We start from the raw sequence: 18797 nt of genomic DNA, 5'->3' as shown, positions 1-18797 counted from the left end.
CTCAGCACAACCTGCCGTGCAGTTGAATAAATTGCTGCAATGACTTTTCCACAGGCTGCTCGATAAGGTCGGTCTGTAGTGAACACTCCTGTGTGGCAAAGCGTGCTTTTAACTCGCTCTGTGCTTGAGCAAAAGCATCCAGGTAAGACTGGCGTTGCCGCTCGGCGTCCACTTCTAAAGTTGCGGGAGTAATGGCGCTTACTTCTGGATTGAGCAGCTTTAGCTCTCCGCCAAAAGGAAAAGTCTGTTCTGCCTCAACTAACAATTGCAGTGGCAGGCAGGGGCGGCCGGCGGCATGCAGGCGTGCGGCAAAATCGCCGATTTCATTGCCCTGTTGAAAAAAATCACTCAGCAACACCACCTGACAAGGGCGTTCAAAGTATTGCCACAGCGGCGCCAGTTGAGCTCGATCTGGCCAGTGGTCGCTGGCGTCGAGTTGTTGTAGCTGAAGGGCGATTTGGCGCTGGTGGCTCTCACCCTGGCCTTCGGGCACATAAACCGTCCGGCTGCTGTTAAACGCCAATAGGGAATAGCTGTCTCCCTGGGCATTGAGCAGCCAGCAGAGGCTGGCAATCCAACACTTGGCGTAATGCATTTTATTCAGGCTGGGCTCGACAAAGCTTGCTTGGCCCAGGGAGGCGCTGCTATCGAGCACAAAGCACACGTGCATGCGGCTCTCCTGCTCTGTCTCGCGCACATAGTAGCGATCGCTGCGGGCGAACAGTTTCCAGTCGATATGGCGAATGGAATCGCCCGCTTGATAGCCTCGGTACTGATGAAATTCCAGACCGGTGCCACGGCGCTGGCTGTGTTGCACACCGAGCATCACGCCCTCGGCGATATGTCGCGACAACCACACCAGATCGCGACAACTGGCCAGGGTTTTGGGGGACAGGTATTCCACGCTGATCAGTCCTGGCCCGGTTCCGGCACCGCCGTCAGTAATCCATCAATCAGCTGTGGCATCTGCACGCCATCGGCCTGGGCCTGGAAGCTGAGCAGCACCCGGTGGCGCAGCACTGGCAGTAACAGGCTGCGGATGTCCTCGCGAGTGACGGCGAGGCGTCGTTGCAAAAGGGCCCGTGCCTTGGCGGCGAGAATCAGAGCCTGCCCCGCGCGAGGGCCGGCGCCCCACTTGATCCACTGTTGCAGGGTATCGCTGCCGCTGGTTTCCATACGGGTAGCGCGCACTAGTGCCGCCACGTAGCGGTACAAATCGTCGCTTACATGAATTTCCCGCACCAATTTCTGCATTTCGCGCAATTGCTCCGCATCCAGGCTGGGGCTGGGTTTGACCCTGCTGGCACCGGTGGTGGAGCGCAGGATTTCAACTTCATCCCGCTCATCGGGATAGTCGATATGAATATTTAACAGGAAGCGGTCCAGCTGAGCTTCCGGCAGCGGATAGGTGCCGGCCTGCTCGATGGGGTTTTGTGTGGCCAGTACGAAATAAGGATCGGGCAATTTCAGTGTTTTACCGCCCACGGTTACCGAGCCTTCCTGCATGGATTCCAATAGGGCTGCCTGGGTTTTCGGCGGTGTGCGGTTAATTTCATCGGCGAGCAGGATATTGGTGAAAACCGGGCCCTGCTGGAATTTAAAAAAGCGCTTGCCGGTGCTGTGATCCTCTTCGAGGATCTCACTGCCGAGAATATCTCCGGGCATTAAATCCGGGGTGAACTGTACCCGCTTAAAATCCAGCGCACTGGCATCGGCGAGGGTTTTTACCAGCAGGGTTTTACCCAGTCCCGGCACCCCTTCGAGCAGGGCGTGGCCGCCGGCCAACAGGCAGATCAGCATCTGCTCCACCACAGGTTTCTGGCCGACAATCACCCGTGCAATTTCCTGCTGAAGATTGTCGAGGCTGTGCAGTTGTTCTTCGATACTATTTTCCAGGGTGGTCAACATAATCAGCTCGTCAGTGCGTAAATAACAATGTTCACCGCAAATTTTGTGTTGTCGATGGCGAGCCAGCGTTTGTTGCGGTAGTCGTAGTCCCATTCGCAGCCGAAATCCTTGTTGCTGTAGAGCACGGCGATACGGCCGTTTACAACAATGGCTTTCAGGTAGTCGTGTACCAGATCATCACCCCAGCCATTTAATTCAAAGCTGGTTACCGGCAGTTCATCGAATTGAAAGAAACAGCGGTAGAGGTCGTGATTGTCCGGGAGTTTTTGCAGGCAGTCTTCGCCAAACAGCTCGGCCATCTGCGCTTCAAAGGATTTGGCAAAGAGGCCGTCGATATCGTGGTTGCAGTCGTCGACAAATACGAAACCACCGCGATTGACGTAATCGCGAAAATTCTTTGCCTCTTCCGTGGTGAATTGCACCAGCTTGTGTCCGGCCAGGTAGCAGAAAGGCGCCAGCAGCATTTTCTTATCGGCCAGCGGCACTATGTGCTCTTTGGGATCAACCCTCAGATTGGTGTACTCCACCAGTGAGTTGAGCAGGTTGGAGGGCATGCGCTGATCCACATCCCAGTCACCGGACTCGTACATCAAGCGGGTGAAATAAAAATCGTAGTGCTCCTGCGCACTACCCGGTGCGGTATTTTGTGCGCGTGTGCCCAGCGGCAGCGCTGCGGCGCAGCTACCCAGGATCAGGCGCTGAAGAAAAGCCTTGCGGGTGAGGGACACGGGATAACTCTGTTACTGCGTTGGTTTATTGTTAGCTAGAAAGGAAAGTAGGTACTTCACTCAAGACCGTATGAGGCATGGATGCCGATTACGAGCGTACAGGGACGTATTCACAGCGTGTCTTGAGTGAAGTGCCTGCTTTCCTTTAATCATAACGCTAGGGCCATACCGGTTTTCCGGCCTGACCCCTGCGTGGATCAGTGATTAGCCCAGCTTGCGCTTGGTGTTAATCACATTGATACCGTCGAAGCGTGCAGTGGAACTACCGTGGGATACCGCACTGGTTTGCATCGGCTGTCCCTTACCGTCAAAGAAGGAACCACCCAGGCGGTAATCATCTTTGTCGCAGACCTGCGAACAGGCATTCCAGAATTCCTGGGTGTTGGACTGGTAAGCGACGTCCTCCACCATGCCGGTAATCTTGCCGTCTTCAATCTCGTAGAACAGCTGCCCACCAAACTGGAAGTTATAGCGCTGCTGATCGATGGAGAAGGAACCGGCACCCACAATATAAATGCCTTTCTCCACATCCTTGATCATATCGTCAACACTCAGCTCCTCCTTGCCGGGTAACAGCGAAACGTTAGACATGCGCTGGAATTGCACGCTGGACCAACTATCTGCGTAGCAGCAGCCGTGGGATTTCTTTTGCCCCAGCATATGTACCTGATCGCGAGTGGCCTGGTAGTTCACCAGCACACCGTCTTTTACCAGATCCCAATTGCGGGTCTTCACGCCTTCATCGTCGTAGCCGACGGCACCGAGAGAGCCGGGCTGTACCTTATCGGCAAACAAATTGACCTTGTCACTGCCGTATTGGAATTTGCCGCTGCGCCATTTATCGATAGTAGCGAAAGAGGTACCGGCAAAATTGGCCTCGTAGCCGAGTACGCGGTCCAGCTCCAGCGGGTGGCCGACGGATTCATGGATGGTGAGCCAAAGGTGGCTTGGGTCCAGCACCAGGTCGTACTTGCCTGGTTTGACCGATTTAGCCGTGAGCTTTTCCTTGGCTTGTTGCGCCGCCAGGCGTGCGTCTTCGGCCATATCGTAGGAATCGCGATAGAGCACCGTCTGCGCTTGGATCTTGTCTTCGGCGCGGCCATCCAGGTATTCAAAGCCGCGTCCTACCGGCTGGCTGAGGCCCTGGCGCGTGCGGAAGCCACCGGTTTTCTTGTCCACTGCAGTGACCGAGAAGGGCGCCCACAAACGGTGAACATCCTGGTCGATATAGGAGCCGTCGGTAGAGGCAAAATACTTTTGCTCATTCACCAGGTACAACATGGAGTTGATATAGCTGGCGCCGGCATCCAGGGCAGACTTGTTTACATCCATCAACAGATCCACCTTGTCGGCCAGGGGGATCTGCATAGCGTTTTTCTGGATCGGTGTCTGCCAGCTGACTTCGCCATGACCTTTCACCGGGGCCAGTTGTACTGGCTCCTGCTGGTACTTGGAGTTGGCCTTGGCCGTGGCTACTGCCTGACGGGTGGCGCGGGCGACGCCATCGGCGGTCAGGTCATTGGTGGCAGCAAAGCCCCAGGTGCCATTAGCAATAACCCGAATGCCCATGCCGATAGATTCGGTGTTCACCACGTCCTGCACTTTCATCTCGCGGGTGATTACGTATTGATTCAGGTAGCGACCAATACGCACATCGGCATAAGTGGCGCCGAGTTTAGTGGCGGTATTCAGGGCGACATCGGCAAATTCTTTTTTTACCGAGAGATCAATACCGCTTTGCGTCAGTTTGCTCTCGGCCACCAGATTGCCGGACAGCGGCAACATGGAAACACCCAGGCCGGCACCGCTGAGCTGGAGAAATTTTCTTCTATCCATTTCGTTATCCTCAAGTGGTGCTGGCGGTTAAACGGCGTCAGAAAGGCTGCTGAAAGTAAAGTCGCGTACTTTCAGTGCGGGAATCATGGCGGACATGCCCCACATACCCACTCGCTGGGGGACGCCCATATCTTCGATATTGTTGAGCATGATTACCGGGCTCTCGTTGAAGCGGAAGTTCTTCACCGGGTATTTAATCTTACCGTTTTCGATATAGAAGGTGCCGTCGCGGGTGAGGCCGGTGAGCAGCATGGACTGCGGATCGACCATACGGATATACCAGGTGCGGGATACCAAAATACCGCGGCGGGTATTTTTGATCAGTTCTTCGGTGGTTTTATCGCCGCCGATCATAATCAGGTTTTTGGGCTCGGGGACCACTTCGCCTTTGCTTTGCTCGGCCCAGTAGCGGCTGCGCGCTAGGTTTTTCACTACGCCGTCTTTCACCCATTCGGTGCGCCCCAGCTGCATAAAGTCACCGTCGGTCCAGGGTTGGGCCGGCACATCGAGACTGGTGGGGTCAGAGTAGAAATTTACGCGCTTGTCGAACATCTTCTCGCCGGTGCGGTTGCCGCCGCCCTTTTTGCTCATAAAGCTGCGGCCTTCGTCGGCACTGCGCGCATCGAAGCCGCTCATCATGTAACCCACCAGGCCGGACACCGCATTGGGCTCCAGGATCACGGTGTACTTGCCCGGTTCCAGGGCGCGGGCTTCCTGGGATAGGACCGCTTTGTCGATGGCGACAGAGGAAGTGCTGCCAGTATTCATGGCGCCGAAATCGGTAACATCACTTTCGGCCCAACCGGAACCCAGGCCATTCTCGGTGCGCATAGTTACGGTGAAGTTGGCTGAAGTGGAGGCGTGGTAGCCGAATAGCCCCTTGCTGGTGGCGACCGCGGCAAAAGAGCGCTCGTCTTCCAGGTAACCTGCGGCAACCACTTTCTTTTCCTTGGCTGCAATAATGGAATCTGCGGCTGCCTTGGCGCGCTGGTCTGGAGTGATATCTGCGGTGGACTTGGCAAAACCGTCCACGCTGACATATTTCTGTGGTCCCAGCATCGGCATGGCTTCAGGATTTTCTGGAGACAGCTTGGCCAGCTCTTCCGCGCGACGCATCACTTTTTCCAGGGAGGCATCGCTGAATTCGTTGATGGTGGCTACACCGGATTTCTTGCCGAAACGGGCCTCTACCGCCAGCTCGATATCGTTGACGATGCCACTGGTGGAAACACTGTTGCGCGCATAGCGAATATTGCCTGTCTCGCTGCCGGCCAGCTGTGCGCTGGCTTCATCGGCGCGGCTGTATTTCAAAACCTTGTCGAGAATACGCTTCGCTTCACTTCTACTCAGAATTGCCATTGCCTTTTCTCCAATTACTTATTCTTGTGCGCCCTTCAGGAAATCTTGCGCTTGGTATTGATTACATTAATTTTGTCAAAACGGGTGGTGGAGCAGCCGTGGGATACCGCACTTACCTGGCTGGGTTGGCCCTTACCATCGAAGAAGGTTCCGCCCAGGCGGTAGTCGCTGCTGTCGCATATCGCCGAGCAGGAATTCCAGAATTCCTGCGTGTTGGACTGGTAGGCGACGTCCTCAACCTGGCCGACGATCTCACCGTTTTTGATCTCATAGAACAGCTGTCCGCCGAACTGGAAGTTGTAGCGCTGCTGATCGATGGAGTAGGAGCCGCGTCCGACGATGTAAATGCCTTTTTCCACATCGCGGATCATGTCTTTGGCTGAGTACTTCTTCTCTCCCGGAGCCAGAGAGACATTGGGCATGCGCTGGAATTGCACGCTGGACCAGCTATCGCCGTAGCTGCAGCCGTGGGATTCCTTTTGGTCGATCATATGCACCTGATCGCGAGTGGCCTGGTAGTTCACCAGGATGCCATCTTTCACCAGATCCCAACGCTTGGTTTTAACCCCTTCGTCGTCATAGGCGACGGCACCGAGGGAGCCCGGTTGTACCTTGTCGGCAAACAGGGTGACTTTGTCGCTGCCGTACTGGAATTTACCGCTGCGCCACTTATCCAGGGTGGCGAAGGAAGTTCCCGCATAGTTGGCTTCGTAGCCCAGCACGCGGTCCAGTTCTAATGGATGGCCCACAGATTCATGGATGGTCAGGCATAGGTGCGAGGGTTCCAGTACCAAGTCGTACTTGCCCGGATCGATGGATTTGGCCGAAAGCTTGGCCTTGGCCTGCTCGGCCGCGAGCACAGCATCCTCGGCCATATCGTAGGAGGCTTTGTAGAGCGTGGTCTGTCCGCGAATTTTGTCTTTGTCGTGGCCAGCCAGGTATTCATAACCCCTTCCCACCGGGTCGCTGAGGCCATTACGCGTTTTGAAGGCCCCACTTTTCTTATCCACAGCGGTCACCTGCATGGGCGCCCACAGGCGGTGGATATCCTGGTCGATATAGGAGCCGTCGCTGGAAGCAAAGTATTTCTGCTCATTGACTAAATACAGGGAAGAGCGAATATAGCTGGCTCCGGCTTTAAGTGCCCCATTGTTAACATCCATCAGGAAATCGACTTTCTCACTGATGGGCACCTGCAGGGCATTCTGTTTGATCGGTGTCTGCCAGGAAACCTCGCCTGCGCCTTTAACCGGTGCCAAGCGCACGGGCTCGGTCTGATATTTGGCGTTGGCCTTGGCAACGGCAACCGCCTGGCGTGCGGCGCGGGCAACGCCATCGGCAGTCAGATCGTTGGTGGCGGCGAAACCCCAGGTGCCATTGGCGATTACGCGGATACCAGCGCCGAGGGATTCGGTATTGACGATATTCTCCACGTTGGTTTCGCGGGTCATCACGTACTGGTTGAGATAGCGACCGATGCGCACATCGGTATAACTGGCACCGGCTTTGCGCGCCGTATTCAGGGCGACATCTGCCAGGTGTCGTTTGTGCGAGCTGTGCATGCCCTCATTGAGCAGTTGCTCGGCGCTGACCTGAATGCTCTGCAGTGGTAATAAAATACCACTGGAGCCGACGCCGGCGATCTTGAGGAATTTTCTTCTTTCCATTGGCTACCTTTATCCCCCCATAGCGTTTGGGGGTGTGCTTATTGTTATTGTGCCCGATACATACAAGAGGCCCGGCCGGGCGCCTTGTCCAGACAACAAACCTATACAGGTAACAGGCCATGATTGCTTTTGTAAAGTGTTGGTTCGGTGAAATGAGGTTTGCTAGGGGCAAATGGTTACGGAAAGAGGAGGGGGATGAATCAAGTTGCTAAATGGCTGCGCGCTGGCGCACCTCAGCAAAAGTCGTTTCTATAAGCAAATTGCCGTTACGAAACACTGGTCTCAGAAAATTCTTGTATTGATTTACATCCTCCAGACGAATGGTTCTGAAGTCGCCATTCTCGCATTGAATCAGGGCCAGGCGTCCGCGCTTGGATTTTTTCTCTGGCCCTGTGCGCGGGTCCTTGTAGATGTCTCGCCAGATACCGTTGATGCGAATAGCACTGGCTTTCATGGCAAAGCTCATTAAGTCCCTGTCGACTTTTTGCAGCAGTCCGCCGCCCATACCGAAAGCGACATTCTCGGCACTCTGTTTATGCTTCTGCATTGCCTGCAGTATTTTGGGGATAGTGAAGCGGGAGATACTATCTCCTTGGATAACACGAATATACTCAGGCAAAACACGGTAACCTTTGCTGTTGGTGTGAGCTCCAAATATATGCATCAATCGCTCTATACAATCGACAACAATCTGTACAGGGTTGCCGGAGTCTGGGCGGATAACCAAGGTCCCACCACTGTTTTGAATCGTGTTTTTTAATTGGCCACCCCAGATACTTTCCACTGCATGCCATAAATCATAGCTATCACTGACCACCGCAACGGTTTTATTTTTTCCGGAAAAATGTTGCAGAATGTTCTGATAGGCCAATGCTTCCCCATCCCGGCCCCAGGCGGTAATGGTGCTATGCTCCGCAGCCGGAATAGAAAATCCAGGCATATCGGCATGGTAAAAATTTCTCGCACCTAATATTCCTGAGAGAGTATCTGTTCCGTAAAAATTCACTAAATGAGCCATACCACCCAACGTGGCACTTTCCAAGCTACTGGCCCCACGCGCGCCGAAATCGTGTAATTGAAAGGGGAGACTCTTCTGGCTGTCGGCCGTTTGCTGTAAATAATGCGCAATGATTTTTTTGATTTCCCGGCTCTGTGTGGCGACAGTACAGGGATACCAGAGAGCGCGCACCAGTGCGGTCTCAAGATAACTGGTCAACCAGAAACAGGATGGGCAGGTATTAACAATTTGTGCCATAACATTGTGTAAAGGAATAATGCCTCCTTCCTCTACAGCACAAATCTCTAAAGGCAGCAGCCCTCGATGTTTACTGACGATATGTTCCCAGCCCGCGCGATTAAAGGGCAAACCGTGGGCCTTGAGTAGCTTTCCTGCCTCTTCAATATTGGCAAATGTGATAGGTCTTTGTAGGTACTGTTTAATAAAAGCTTGTAAACCAAAAAATACCGTTTCAGAAAATTCCCCGCCGCGGCACTCGATATAGCTGCTAATAAATTCCGTACCTGGTGGATACTGCAGGTAGTGGCTGGCTTTATAGCTATCGACATTGAGAATCAGGTTTTCTATCGACATTACATCCGTCAGTTGGCGATGGAACTATGGGTGTGTCGCCAAAAGCCTGTTTCTGGGTGTGAAAAACAAAAATATTTTTGCGGGAATTTATCCCTGTAAGGATGTGTAATTTAAAACAACTGGCGGTAATCAGAACAATTCCTTACAAAAATCCCCTGAATTATAGATAGCACAATCAACAAAAGATTATTTTTCCACACCGGCTGGTTCTGTCGTACCAATAGGTCATGCGAGTTTTAATTGACCCTACACATAGTGGTGTGTACTTTTGTATACATGGCAAGCAAGGGATCATTATGCTCAATAAAACACAATCTATATCGGCACGCCTATCGGCGGAAGATTATGCATATTTGATGTCGATTGATCGCAATGGGGCGGTGACCCAAAGTGAAAAAGTACGCGAAATTATTGCACTGGCGAGAGAGTCTATTGGCGGGGATTGTCTTTCCCGCAGCTATCTCTCCTCTGCAGAGGCCATGCTGCCGTTAAAGGCTCGTTATCTGGAGGAAAACCAGCGGAGCCTGTTGATTGAGGCGGTAATGGACCTGCTCACAGAAGGTGCCGCCATTATCCAAAATGTGGCCGGTAAAGAGCCAATGGCACCGGAATTAGAGAAAGACTTGTTGCCAAGTGTCGAGGCTTTCCTGGAAAAAATGTTGCTGTTGTCACAACAGAGCAGTCCACGCAGCATTCACCGTGATTCCGCCGTGAGAATTCGTGAAAGCCTTGAAAGTGAAACTGCGGAATAAGTATCTGCGCAAATGAGTTTTATGGTTAAGCAAGCGGCAGAATTACTGTTGAAATAAAAACGGTAAATCCACAGTCTGTTGTGGTAAGTACTTAATAGAGTTTGTCAGATCTTGAGGGACTTGGTCTGGCTTTGGTGGAAATTAAACAGTAAAAGGAAAGAAAATTTTGAGAGAAGGATTAATTAAGCGCATTTCACGCTTAATCTCTGTGTCTGCGAATGCAGTTGTGGACTCAGTTGAAGCTGCTGCGCCAGAGTCAGTGATGGAACAGGCAATCCGGGATGTGGATGATGCGATTAAGGATGTGCGAGATCAGCTAGGGAAAGCAGAAGCATCTAAATATCTAAATAGTAGAACGTTAAACGAAGAAAAAACACGTCATAAACGTTTAGCTGAACAAATTACCATCGCTGTAAATGAAGGTCGTGATGATTTGGCTGAAGTCGCCATCGCCAAGCAAATGGATATTGAGGTGCAGCTTCCAATTTTAGAGAAAGCGATCAGTGAAAATGAGATAGAAATAAAGGAACTAGGTTCTTATATTCTTGCTCTGCAAGGTAAGAAGCGTGAAATGCGTGAGCAATTACAGGAATTTATTGCAGTCAATAAAAATGCAAGAGGTAGCGTTGTTACTGATGAATATGGTAGGGATAGAAAGTCGAAAGCCCAGGTAGAACAAGCTACAGATGCATTTAATCGAGCAATAGGTAGTACAGCTATATCGACATTTGATTCCGAAATAGATGCCAGCAAGTTAGCAGAGCTTGAGGAGTTTGCACGAAATAATCGTGTGAAAGAACGTTTAGCCAAAATTAAATCGGGGGGCTGATGATATTCTTGTTGCAAGATCAAAACCTGATCTTCACTGGCGCGCTATTTTTAATGTTTATGATAGCGCTTCTTGAAGGCGTGATGACATTGATTGGTGTTGGTATTTCAGACTTACTGGATAACGTACTACCAGATTTTAATGTTGACGTACCAGACACAGGGTTATCAGGGGGGATGACTAAACTACTCGGATGGTTACGCTTTGGGGAAGTGCCTGCACTTATCCTGTTAGTTACTTTTTTGGTTGGTTTTGGAGTAACGGGCTTATTAATCCAAATACTCATGGAGTCATTCTTTGGGTATCTATTGCCGGGCGGTTTACTTGCTGTCGGAGTCCTTTTCCTGGCTCTCCCCCAGGTACGTTTTGTTGGCAATATCATGCGACGCTTTGCCGTGGGTGATGAATCTGAGGCGGTTGAGAGAAACTCCTTTATTGGCCGTGTAGGGATTATTACGATCGGCAGAGCAGAAATCGGTTCACCGGCAGAGGCGCGTTTTAGTGATGAATACGGAACCACACACTATGTAATGGTGGAGCCGGATGAGAGTGAAATATTTAATCAGGGGGATAAGGTGTTACTGGTTGAAGAGCTGGGAGCACATTTTCGAGTAACTCGCCCCAGCAGTATACATCTTATGGAGAATAACTAAATGGAGAATCTAGCAGTGATAGGAAACCTTCCGATTATGGTATTTATTGCCGGGGCTGTATTAGTGGCCCTGATTGTTATTGGGACTATTTTTGCACGGCTTTATACCCGTGCCTCTAAAGAGCGTTCTTTTGTGCGTACCGGTATGGGTGGGCAAAAAGTTATTATGAATGGTGGTGCACTGGTATTACCGGTGTTACATGAAATTATTCCGGTGAATATGAATACCCTGCGCCTTGCGGTGTCCCGCAAAGAGCACCAGGCGCTGATTACCAAGGATCGCATGCGTGTGGATGTACTTGCGGAATTCTATTTGCGCGTGAAGCCCGATGCCGAGGCGATTGCCAATGCGGCACAGACTTTGGGCCTACGCACTCTGGACCCCGAAGCCTTGAAGGAAATGATTGAGGGCAAATTTGTCGATGCGCTTCGCTCTGTGGCCGCCGAAATGGAAATGGCAGAGTTGCATGAACAACGCAGTCAGTTTGTACAAAAAGTACAACAGGTAGTTTCCGAGGATTTGTTGAAAAACGGACTGGAACTGGAGTCTGTTTCTTTGACCGGTCTGGACCAGACTCACAAAGAGTTTTTTAACCAGGATAATGTCTTCGATGCCGAAGGCCTTGCCAGCATGACCCGCTCCATTGAAGCGCGCCGCAAGGAAGTGAACGACGTCGAACAGGAAACTATGGTGCAGATCGAGAAGAAAAATCTCGAAGCCGAGCGCCAGAAACTGGAAATCGATAAGGAAAAACGTTACGCCCATTTGGAGCAACAACGCGAGCTGGAAAATCGCGAGGCCGCACAAAAAGCTGATATTGCTCGTGAACTGGCCGCTCAAGACAGGGCTGCGCGTCAGGCAGAAATTGAAGCCCAGCGTGAGGTTAGTCAATCCCAGATTGCCGCTGAGCAGGCGACTAAACTGCTGGAGATTGAAAAGGAGCGCCGCCTGAGGGAGCAGGAAATTGAGCGCGAGCGTATTCTCGATGAGCAGCGTATCTCCAAAGAGAAATCTGTAGAGATTGCGGAGCAGGAGCGGGCAATTGCCGTTGCAGAAAAATCCAAAGAGCAGTCCCAGGCAGACCAGCAGGCCAACGTTGCACTGGCTGAAGCGGTAAAAGCGGAAGAGCAGGTGCGCACTGCCAAGGACGTGGAAGTGGCAGAGCGTGATAAGCGCATCGAGATTATCGAAGCCCAGAAAGTGGCTGAGCGTCAGGCTACCGGTATTAAAGTAATGGCCGAAGCGGAGAAGTCAGCTGCAGAAGATAAAGCCGAGGCACTTCGCCTGCAGGCTTCTGCAGAGGCAGAGGCAATTCGTATTAAGGTTGAAGCAGATCGCGAGAAATACGCGGTGGATGCTGAAGGTCAGCGTCTGATGAACGAGGCATACAACAGTCTCAATGAAGCTCAGATTGCGTTGAAGAAAGTGCTGAGTCTGCATGAGAATCTGCCCAATATTATCCGTGAAAGTGTTAAACCGATGGAAAGTATTGATGGCATGAAAATTATTTCTGTTGAAGGTTTAAATGGTGTGGATGGTCGTGCATCTAGTGGAATTCTGGATGGAGAATCGGAATCTAAAGGCCAAAGCCTGCCGGAAGCTTTAGTCGGCAGTGCTCTGAAGCACCGTGCGATGGCCCCCTTAGTGGATTCTCTCTTGAAAGAAGCGGGTGTTGGCAACTTAAGTAAACCCGTTGAGACAGAGAGTTAATATTTTTCAGATTTGGTAGATAAACGATATTTGGGCTTTATTTACTAGTTATTTATCTGATAAAAACTCTAATCTCGCAACCCAGGTCTTTAAAAAAGATCTGGGTTATTTTTTAGGGAAAAGAAATTATGAAACGTTGTACCAGTTGTAAAAAAGGTGTGCTCAAACCAGTTGTCATTGAGCAGTTGTTTCGTGCACATACCTGCTCAAGTTGTGGTGGGAACTGGATTTTGGTTGAAGACTATCTGACTTGGAAAAGAAAAAATCCCGAGTACCAGTTTTCCGATAATATAGCTGTGCTAAATGAAATCGTGGCTGAAGATACCAAGAAAGCTATTTTATGTCCGGTAACAGGCATGATCATGCAGAAGTTAAAAATTACTGCGGCTAGTGAACACCGTTTAGATTATAGCCCGACAGTTGGTGGTATTTGGCTGGATAAAGGAGAGTGGGAGCTTCTGCGAGCTGAGGGGCTTGCTGCTTCTTTGAACTCATTGGTTACCCATGAGTGGCAGAAAAAGGTTAGGGATACTAGGGCACAAGAGACTTTTTCTGAGGTTTATAGAAGCAGATTTGGCGAAGAGCTATATGACAAAGTAAAAGAAATTCGAGAGTGGTTACATTCCCAAGAAAAGAAAGCAGATATTCTTGCCTATTTGACCGCGGAAGATCCTTATTCTGCGGAGCGATAATTACCAGTTTTGTAGTGATGTTACTCTGGGAGCATGATTCATTAATGTTTCCTTTAGCTGAGTAGTTGATGTTTATGTGCTATTTAAGTCGCTAATTTAAATGGCGCATCAATACTCTTTTTTTGATGTCGTCTTTAAAGGCTGAATCGACATTTAAATTATCCGTATCTGGGTTTAATAAACTGATCTATTAATAATGAAGAAAAATCGTATAAAATTGATAAAAGATTCTCAATTTTTTTCGTTAGGCTTCTGGAAGCGCCTTTGAAGATTAAAATCTGGATGTTAACCTGATTAAGGTCGCTAATTTGGTTTGTTGCGACAACTAATATATAAAAATAACTAGGTTAGGAAAATGACTATCAAAAAAATTCTATTAGCGAGTTCCCTAATTTTTGCCTCTTCTTTAGCCGTGCCGGCTTTTTCTGCCAATCTTGTTTGCCAACTAAATGTTAAATCTGGCGGCCAAGTGTTTGGAAATGGCACTTCCCACTGTAATGGAATAGATTTCAGTTTTGGAAGCTCCACTTCTGGAAGTTGGAGTATTACCAATATCTCTAAATCTATTGACCGGGTCCATTGGATAAAAGGTTGTAATTCTGGGCTGTCATGCGGTGTGACAGTCAGAGCTTATTCACCCAACGAGGCGCAGGCCTATATCCATTACAAAGATGGAAGTATCGAATATGTAACAGCCAACATGTGGTACGAAACCGGGCATTAAGTTAGTACTAAGGCGCCGATTGTTCTATCGGCGCTTCTATTTACCAGTGGACATCTACTTAACCAGATAATACTCGCGTCGATTTTCTCACTTTAAATACGTGGCGAACCCTCTCATCATCGGCTTTTATTAAAGCCATGGAATACAAGGACTATTACAAGATTCTCGGTCTGGAGCGGAATGCTGATCAGGCGGAGGTCAAGCGTGCCTATCGAAAGTTGGCACGTAAATACCACCCCGATGTCAGTAGTGAGAAGGATGCCGAGGAGCGCTTTAAAGAGGTGAATGAGGCCTACGAAGTGCTTAAGGATCCAGAGAAACGTGCGGCCTATGATCAGTTGGGTAGTGGCTTTCAGTCCGGCCAGGATTTCCGGCCGCCCCCTAATTGGGATCAGGGGTTTGAGTTTCACGGTGGTGGTTATACCGATGCCGATAGTGAGGCCTTCAGCGATTTCTTTGAGAGCTTATTTGGGCGAGGCGGATTTAGTCAGGGCTATGGCGGCAGGCAGCGGCGCCAGTACAGTGCTCAGGGGGAAAACACCTACGCGCGAATCGCCATAGATCTGGAAGACAGTTATCGCGGCAGCAGTCGGCAGATTACCCTTAAACACACGGTGTTGGGGGAGGATGGGCGCCCGCAACTGCAGGAGCGCACACTAAACGTCAAGATTCCAAAAGGGATTACTGAAGGTCAGCAAATTCGTCTGGCCGGGCAGGGTGAAGCAGGCATTGGCGGCGGTAAACCCGGTGACCTTTATCTCGAGATCATGTTCAACTCTCACCGTCTCTATCATACCGAGGGCCCAACGGTTTACCTGGACTTACCCATGGCTCCTTGGGAGATGGCCTTGGGGGCCAAAGTGCAGGTACCAACACCGAGCGGGCCCCTGAAAGTTACCATCCCTGCCAATAGTGATAACGGCAAGAAGCTTCGCCTCAAGGGGCGGGGTATCCCTGCCAAACAACCTGGTGATATGTACATCGTGCTGCAGACAGTTACCCCCTCTGCCACTAGCGATGCCCAGCGCGAGGCCTATCGTCAATTCAGTAAGGCCTTTGACTTTAATCCGCGCCAATCCATGGGGAGCTGATAATGAGAGTTAGAAAGGCCGAACAGGTCACCGGTGTGCTGCTTGATGAAGAGAGTGAACTGAGTTTGAGCGAATTGTGTCGCGCCTGTGAGCTTCCTGCTGAACGTATATTGGCACTGGTGGAGGAAGGTATTATCGAGCCACGTGCGCGCAAACCCCGCTGGCGCTTTAGTGGTATTTGCGTGCGCAGGGTTCGTCGTGTCTACACGCTGGAGCGGGATCTTGGAGTCAATCTTGCCGGTGCTGCGCTGGCGCTGGAATTACTCGAAGAGATAGAGCGGTTACAAGCACAGCTGGCGCGATTAGAACAGCGGCGAAAACGTTAGTGTTTATTCATGGCTGGCTTGTAACAGTGGACCAATGACTTCAATTTTCTCAATCCAGATAACACCGTTGTAATTCTTAGGCAGGAAATTTAAATCCTCTGGTCGGTAGATAGCGGTAAGGCCGCCCTTTTTGTCTCGATGATCCAGCACTATGACTAAACTGCCGCTTCGGGCTACCCGGTCGATAAATCGGTTCGGCCAACCCCAGAGTGCCCATTGCCAGGTATTGGGTGCCATAACAATACTGTTGCGGCAAGCCTCGGGGATATAGCCGCTCCACCCAATCAGCAAATATCCCAGTGCACAACTTTTTGCGCTGTCCCTACTGAAGGCCAAAGCTTTGGGCCTTAACTCCCGTATTCTTGCGACTGGGCGGGGGCCGCCGTAGACCATTAAGCGCGAATCGGAGAGTAGTTGGTGTTGGCGTAAATAGTTATTTAGTAGGTCTGCTTCTTTGGGGTCATTACTTTTTATATTGATCAGGAATTGTCGATCTGGGAAGTGTTGCAGAACTTCTTTCAATGTGGGTAGCAGTCCAATGCCCTGGCCGCGAAAAGGGAAGCTTTTTCCGCCATCGAAGGTGTACCCATAGCCGATATCGAGCTTCTTTAGGTCAGTGATGGCATGCTTCCGAGTGACGCCTCTTCCATTTGTACGGCAATCCAAAGTCCAGTCATGAAATACGGCAAATTCACCGTCGGTTGTGGGATGGATATCGAGTTCGACAATATCCGCGCCATGCGCAAATGCTGCTTCCATGGAGGGAATGGTGTTTTCAAGATAGCGGTGCTCAGGCTGGAATATGCGAATAGCCGTACAATCGTCACGCCCTAGATTATCGCGATTGTAGGTTTGGTAGACACCGCGATGGGAAATAAGAACGGGCTCGCCCTGGGGTGTTGGAGCCAACCAGGAAGCATTTAATAGGTAAATAGCTCCAAAGCCGAATAAAGAACCCAACATGCCAACTTTGGCAAAAAAGCTCCGCCTCATAAAAGCATCTCCGTCATTATTTCCCTTGAGGTGCTGCCAATACTAGCTGGCACTGGTCTGGAAGAACGGGCTTTTTGGGGGCAAATTATGGCGAATTCAGGCGGTAAACTTGGGGTGGTGTGAAGCCACCCCAAGTACGGTCAAAGTGCGGCTTTAGTAATGGTGGTGATGAGGTAGCCAGTGTAGATAAGGTAAGCTGTCAAAAGAGCACCGCCTTCCCAGCGGTTGATTCGACCCTGGCCACGAAAGCCATAGGCGAAGACAAATAGGGCCAGGGTCAAGCCGATCACCATGGGCCAGTCTCTGGTGAGTACTTCCGGTGGCACACTGGACATGGGAGCGATAGTGCCGGCAATCCCCACCACGGCCAGCAGATTGAACATATTCGAACCCACCACGTTGCCTATCGCAATATCGTGTTCGCCTTTGCGCGCGGCTACTATGGTGGCAGCCAGTTCTGGTAGAGAAGTACCGAGGGCGACAATAGTAAGGCCGATAATCAGATCGCTAACGCCCAGCGATTCGGCGATGGTCACTGCGCCCCAAACCAACAACCGCGAGCTGACAATCAGAAGTACCAAGCCGGCGATTACCCAGAACAGAGCCCGGCCCAGGGGCATGGCGTGTTCTTCCAGCTCCTCAGCGACCTCACCTTCCAGATTATCGCCTTTGCCGCGCAGGGCGGAGAATACACTCCAACCGATCAAGCCGAAGAAACCCAGTAACAGAATGATTGATTCCCAGCGCTCCAGCTTGTCATTCCATAGGAAGGCGCCACTCAGAAGAGTGATGGCCATTAATAGCGGTAGCTCTTTGCGCACAATTTTCGAATGTACGCTCAAGGGAATTATCAGGGCGCTGAGACCAAGGATCAGGCCGGTATTGGTGATATTGGAGCCATAGGCGTTGCCCAGGGCCAGGCCGGGGCTGCCATCCAGCGCGGCAATAGCTGAAACTACCATCTCTGGGGCAGAAGTACCGAAACCGACAATCACCATGCCGATCAACAGCGTGGGCATACCGGCGTGCTTGGCTGTGGCAGCGGCGCCTTCCACGAAGCGGTCAGCACTCCAGACCAGCACAATAAAGCCGGCGATAATGGCGAGAGCGGCGAGAAGCATAGGCAGTCCTCAAAAGATACAGGCGGATTGGGGCATGGCCCGACAAACGGTCAGCGATTGTACCGGCTCTCGGCGTCACAATCAGTGAATTGCTGAAAAGGTAGGCGCGATATCTGTAAAAAATCGAAAGTGTCCCGCCAGTCAGATGGTTCCGCTGCCAGTGTGGGCTACAGTCAATGCATGGCCCGGTAAATCTACGGGATGGCTGAGAGGCTCTGTGCCCCGGTGCGAAGCCCGCTCAGTTGGTGGAGATGTCGGGTATGTTTACGCGGGTCGCACAGAGCCATGGGCGGCGGATTCCGCGACATCCATGTCACCGGCCACTCGCCGGCTAGTTAGGAGGCCTATATGCAATTCAAAGCTTCAATCGGAATACTGGCGGCTGCGCTGGTGCTGACCCTCTCCGCTTGTGAACAGAGGAAAAAGGAAGAGACCATGGACAAAGGCGGGATGGGTACTGCTGAAACCGGGTGCTGCCAGCATGCAGAAAGTGCCTGCGCCGGGGATGTTACCAAATCCCAGTGCGACCAGATGAGCGGCAAGTTTCATAAAGAGCATATGTGCCGCACCGATACTGGCAAGTGCGCTCGTAAATAGCATCTGCTGCTGAGGGTGCGGTACAAGCCTGTGCTGCGCCTCTCTTTCTCACCTGAATCGCTTATCTAGCGGTCTTTCTTACAATTCACGTGAATGCATAATCTCCTCATATTTAGTGACTGAATGCTGCCTTTGGGTACGTATTCCTGGCCCCCTTGACATTAGTTACATCTGCAACTAACTTCCTTTGCGCTAGAAATTAACCAGCGCGCAGCCCCGA

The 18797-nt window shown here is 51.1% G+C and carries 18 protein-coding genes; 9 read left to right on the top strand and 9 right to left on the bottom strand.

Annotated elements, in window-relative coordinates; translation table 11 throughout:
• Nucleotide 1: 1 nt before the first annotated feature.
• The 7 genes from ACJJH9_RS19605 to ACJJH9_RS19575 all read right to left on the bottom strand — a co-directional run bounded on the left by ACJJH9_RS19605 (nucleotide 2) and on the right by ACJJH9_RS19575 (nucleotide 9089).
• The gene (locus ACJJH9_RS19605; RefSeq protein ID WP_444923753.1) at nucleotides 2–904 is read right to left on the bottom strand and encodes a DUF58 domain-containing protein; all 903 of its coding nucleotides are present in this window, start codon (nucleotides 902–904) and stop codon (nucleotides 2–4) included.
• Nucleotides 905–909: 5 nt separating this feature from the next.
• Nucleotides 910–1908, bottom strand: coding sequence for an AAA family ATPase (locus tag ACJJH9_RS19600; protein WP_444923752.1), 999 nt, complete (start codon nucleotides 1906–1908; stop codon nucleotides 910–912).
• Between the two features lie 2 nt (nucleotides 1909–1910).
• Nucleotides 1911–2636, bottom strand: a complete 726-nt coding sequence (locus ACJJH9_RS19595) for a DUF4159 domain-containing protein (RefSeq protein ID WP_282930459.1) — start codon at nucleotides 2634–2636, stop codon at nucleotides 1911–1913.
• A gap of 204 nt (nucleotides 2637–2840) precedes the next feature.
• Nucleotides 2841–4472 carry a TldD/PmbA family protein gene (locus ACJJH9_RS19590; RefSeq protein WP_252084063.1) on the bottom strand — a complete coding sequence of 544 codons (1632 nt, stop codon included), beginning with the start codon at nucleotides 4470–4472 and terminating at the stop codon, nucleotides 2841–2843.
• 27 nt (nucleotides 4473–4499) lie between these two features.
• Entirely contained in the window at nucleotides 4500–5831 is a 1332-nt protein-coding gene (locus ACJJH9_RS19585) for a TldD/PmbA family protein (RefSeq protein WP_444883341.1), read from the bottom strand.
• A 35-nt stretch (nucleotides 5832–5866) separates the two neighbouring features.
• Nucleotides 5867–7498, bottom strand: a complete 1632-nt coding sequence (locus ACJJH9_RS19580; RefSeq protein ID WP_444923751.1) for a TldD/PmbA family protein — start codon at nucleotides 7496–7498, stop codon at nucleotides 5867–5869.
• A gap of 208 nt (nucleotides 7499–7706) precedes the next feature.
• Nucleotides 7707–9089, bottom strand: coding sequence for a nicotinate phosphoribosyltransferase (locus ACJJH9_RS19575; RefSeq protein ID WP_444923750.1), 1383 nt, complete (start codon nucleotides 9087–9089; stop codon nucleotides 7707–7709).
• A gap of 296 nt (nucleotides 9090–9385) precedes the next feature.
• Here ACJJH9_RS19575 and ACJJH9_RS19570 point away from each other — a divergent pair, with 296 nt between their 5' ends.
• The 8 genes from ACJJH9_RS19570 (at nucleotide 9386) to ACJJH9_RS19535 (ending at nucleotide 15866) form a co-directional block, all read left to right on the top strand.
• Nucleotides 9386–9841 (top strand): hypothetical protein, encoded by a 456-nt coding sequence (locus ACJJH9_RS19570; protein WP_444923749.1) that lies wholly within the window; start codon nucleotides 9386–9388, stop codon nucleotides 9839–9841.
• Between the two features lie 166 nt (nucleotides 9842–10007).
• A complete protein-coding gene (locus ACJJH9_RS19565) occupies nucleotides 10008–10670 on the top strand; it encodes a PspA/IM30 family protein (RefSeq protein WP_444923748.1) in 663 nt (220 codons plus the stop codon).
• Nucleotides 10670–11323, top strand: coding sequence for a YqiJ family protein (locus ACJJH9_RS19560; RefSeq protein ID WP_444923747.1), 654 nt, complete (start codon nucleotides 10670–10672; stop codon nucleotides 11321–11323). The genes ACJJH9_RS19565 and ACJJH9_RS19560 overlap by 1 nt, the downstream gene beginning before the upstream one ends.
• Entirely contained in the window at nucleotides 11324–13033 is a 1710-nt protein-coding gene (locus ACJJH9_RS19555) for a flotillin family protein (protein WP_444923746.1), read from the top strand.
• Nucleotides 13034–13161: 128 nt separating this feature from the next.
• A complete protein-coding gene (locus ACJJH9_RS19550) occupies nucleotides 13162–13725 on the top strand; it encodes a TFIIB-type zinc ribbon-containing protein (protein WP_252084071.1) in 564 nt (187 codons plus the stop codon).
• Between the two features lie 355 nt (nucleotides 13726–14080).
• Nucleotides 14081–14449 carry a hypothetical protein gene (locus tag ACJJH9_RS19545; protein ID WP_444887694.1) on the top strand — a complete coding sequence of 123 codons (369 nt, stop codon included), beginning with the start codon at nucleotides 14081–14083 and terminating at the stop codon, nucleotides 14447–14449.
• Between the two features lie 137 nt (nucleotides 14450–14586).
• On the top strand, nucleotides 14587–15540 hold the full coding sequence (locus ACJJH9_RS19540; protein ID WP_444899358.1) for a DnaJ C-terminal domain-containing protein: 954 nt from the start codon (nucleotides 14587–14589) through the stop codon (nucleotides 15538–15540).
• A gap of 2 nt (nucleotides 15541–15542) precedes the next feature.
• On the top strand, nucleotides 15543–15866 hold the full coding sequence (locus ACJJH9_RS19535) for a chaperone modulator CbpM (protein WP_252084074.1): 324 nt from the start codon (nucleotides 15543–15545) through the stop codon (nucleotides 15864–15866).
• A gap of 3 nt (nucleotides 15867–15869) precedes the next feature.
• On the opposite strand, the gene ACJJH9_RS19530 is transcribed toward ACJJH9_RS19535, so the two are convergent.
• A complete protein-coding gene (locus ACJJH9_RS19530; protein WP_444891643.1) occupies nucleotides 15870–16859 on the bottom strand; it encodes a glycerophosphodiester phosphodiesterase family protein in 990 nt (329 codons plus the stop codon).
• Between the two features lie 140 nt (nucleotides 16860–16999).
• A complete protein-coding gene (locus ACJJH9_RS19525; RefSeq protein ID WP_444910943.1) occupies nucleotides 17000–17980 on the bottom strand; it encodes a calcium/sodium antiporter in 981 nt (326 codons plus the stop codon).
• Between the two features lie 348 nt (nucleotides 17981–18328).
• On the opposite strand from ACJJH9_RS19525, the gene ACJJH9_RS19520 reads away from it, so the two are divergent.
• Complete coding sequence (locus ACJJH9_RS19520) at nucleotides 18329–18577, top strand: hypothetical protein (RefSeq protein ID WP_444883352.1); 249 nt, start codon at nucleotides 18329–18331, stop codon at nucleotides 18575–18577.
• The last annotated feature ends 220 nt before the right edge of the window (nucleotides 18578–18797 follow it).

Source organism: Microbulbifer mixtoriginis (SeqCode) (assembly GCF_052466715.1).
Note: the sequence above shows the minus strand (reverse complement) of the source record. Positions and strands in the feature narration are given on the sequence as shown.

Coding starts and splice junctions, on each gene's coding strand:
- ACJJH9_RS19560 (WP_444923747.1), top strand. CDS start 10,670: ATGATATTCTTGTTGCAAGATCAAAACCTGATCTTCACTGGCGCGCTA.
- ACJJH9_RS19600 (WP_444923752.1), bottom strand. CDS start 1,908: ATGTTGACCACCCTGGAAAATAGTATCGAAGAACAACTGCACAGCCTC.
- ACJJH9_RS19555 (WP_444923746.1), top strand. CDS start 11,324: ATGGAGAATCTAGCAGTGATAGGAAACCTTCCGATTATGGTATTTATT.
- ACJJH9_RS19535 (WP_252084074.1), top strand. CDS start 15,543: ATGAGAGTTAGAAAGGCCGAACAGGTCACCGGTGTGCTGCTTGATGAA.
- ACJJH9_RS19550 (WP_252084071.1), top strand. CDS start 13,162: ATGAAACGTTGTACCAGTTGTAAAAAAGGTGTGCTCAAACCAGTTGTC.
- ACJJH9_RS19580 (WP_444923751.1), bottom strand. CDS start 7,498: ATGGAAAGAAGAAAATTCCTCAAGATCGCCGGCGTCGGCTCCAGTGGT.
- ACJJH9_RS19520 (WP_444883352.1), top strand. CDS start 18,329: ATGCAATTCAAAGCTTCAATCGGAATACTGGCGGCTGCGCTGGTGCTG.
- ACJJH9_RS19590 (WP_252084063.1), bottom strand. CDS start 4,472: ATGGATAGAAGAAAATTTCTCCAGCTCAGCGGTGCCGGCCTGGGTGTT.
- ACJJH9_RS19570 (WP_444923749.1), top strand. CDS start 9,386: ATGCTCAATAAAACACAATCTATATCGGCACGCCTATCGGCGGAAGAT.
- ACJJH9_RS19545 (WP_444887694.1), top strand. CDS start 14,081: ATGACTATCAAAAAAATTCTATTAGCGAGTTCCCTAATTTTTGCCTCT.
- ACJJH9_RS19530 (WP_444891643.1), bottom strand. CDS start 16,859: ATGAGGCGGAGCTTTTTTGCCAAAGTTGGCATGTTGGGTTCTTTATTC.
- ACJJH9_RS19525 (WP_444910943.1), bottom strand. CDS start 17,980: ATGCTTCTCGCCGCTCTCGCCATTATCGCCGGCTTTATTGTGCTGGTC.
- ACJJH9_RS19585 (WP_444883341.1), bottom strand. CDS start 5,831: ATGGCAATTCTGAGTAGAAGTGAAGCGAAGCGTATTCTCGACAAGGTT.
- ACJJH9_RS19575 (WP_444923750.1), bottom strand. CDS start 9,089: ATGTCGATAGAAAACCTGATTCTCAATGTCGATAGCTATAAAGCCAGC.
- ACJJH9_RS19540 (WP_444899358.1), top strand. CDS start 14,587: ATGGAATACAAGGACTATTACAAGATTCTCGGTCTGGAGCGGAATGCT.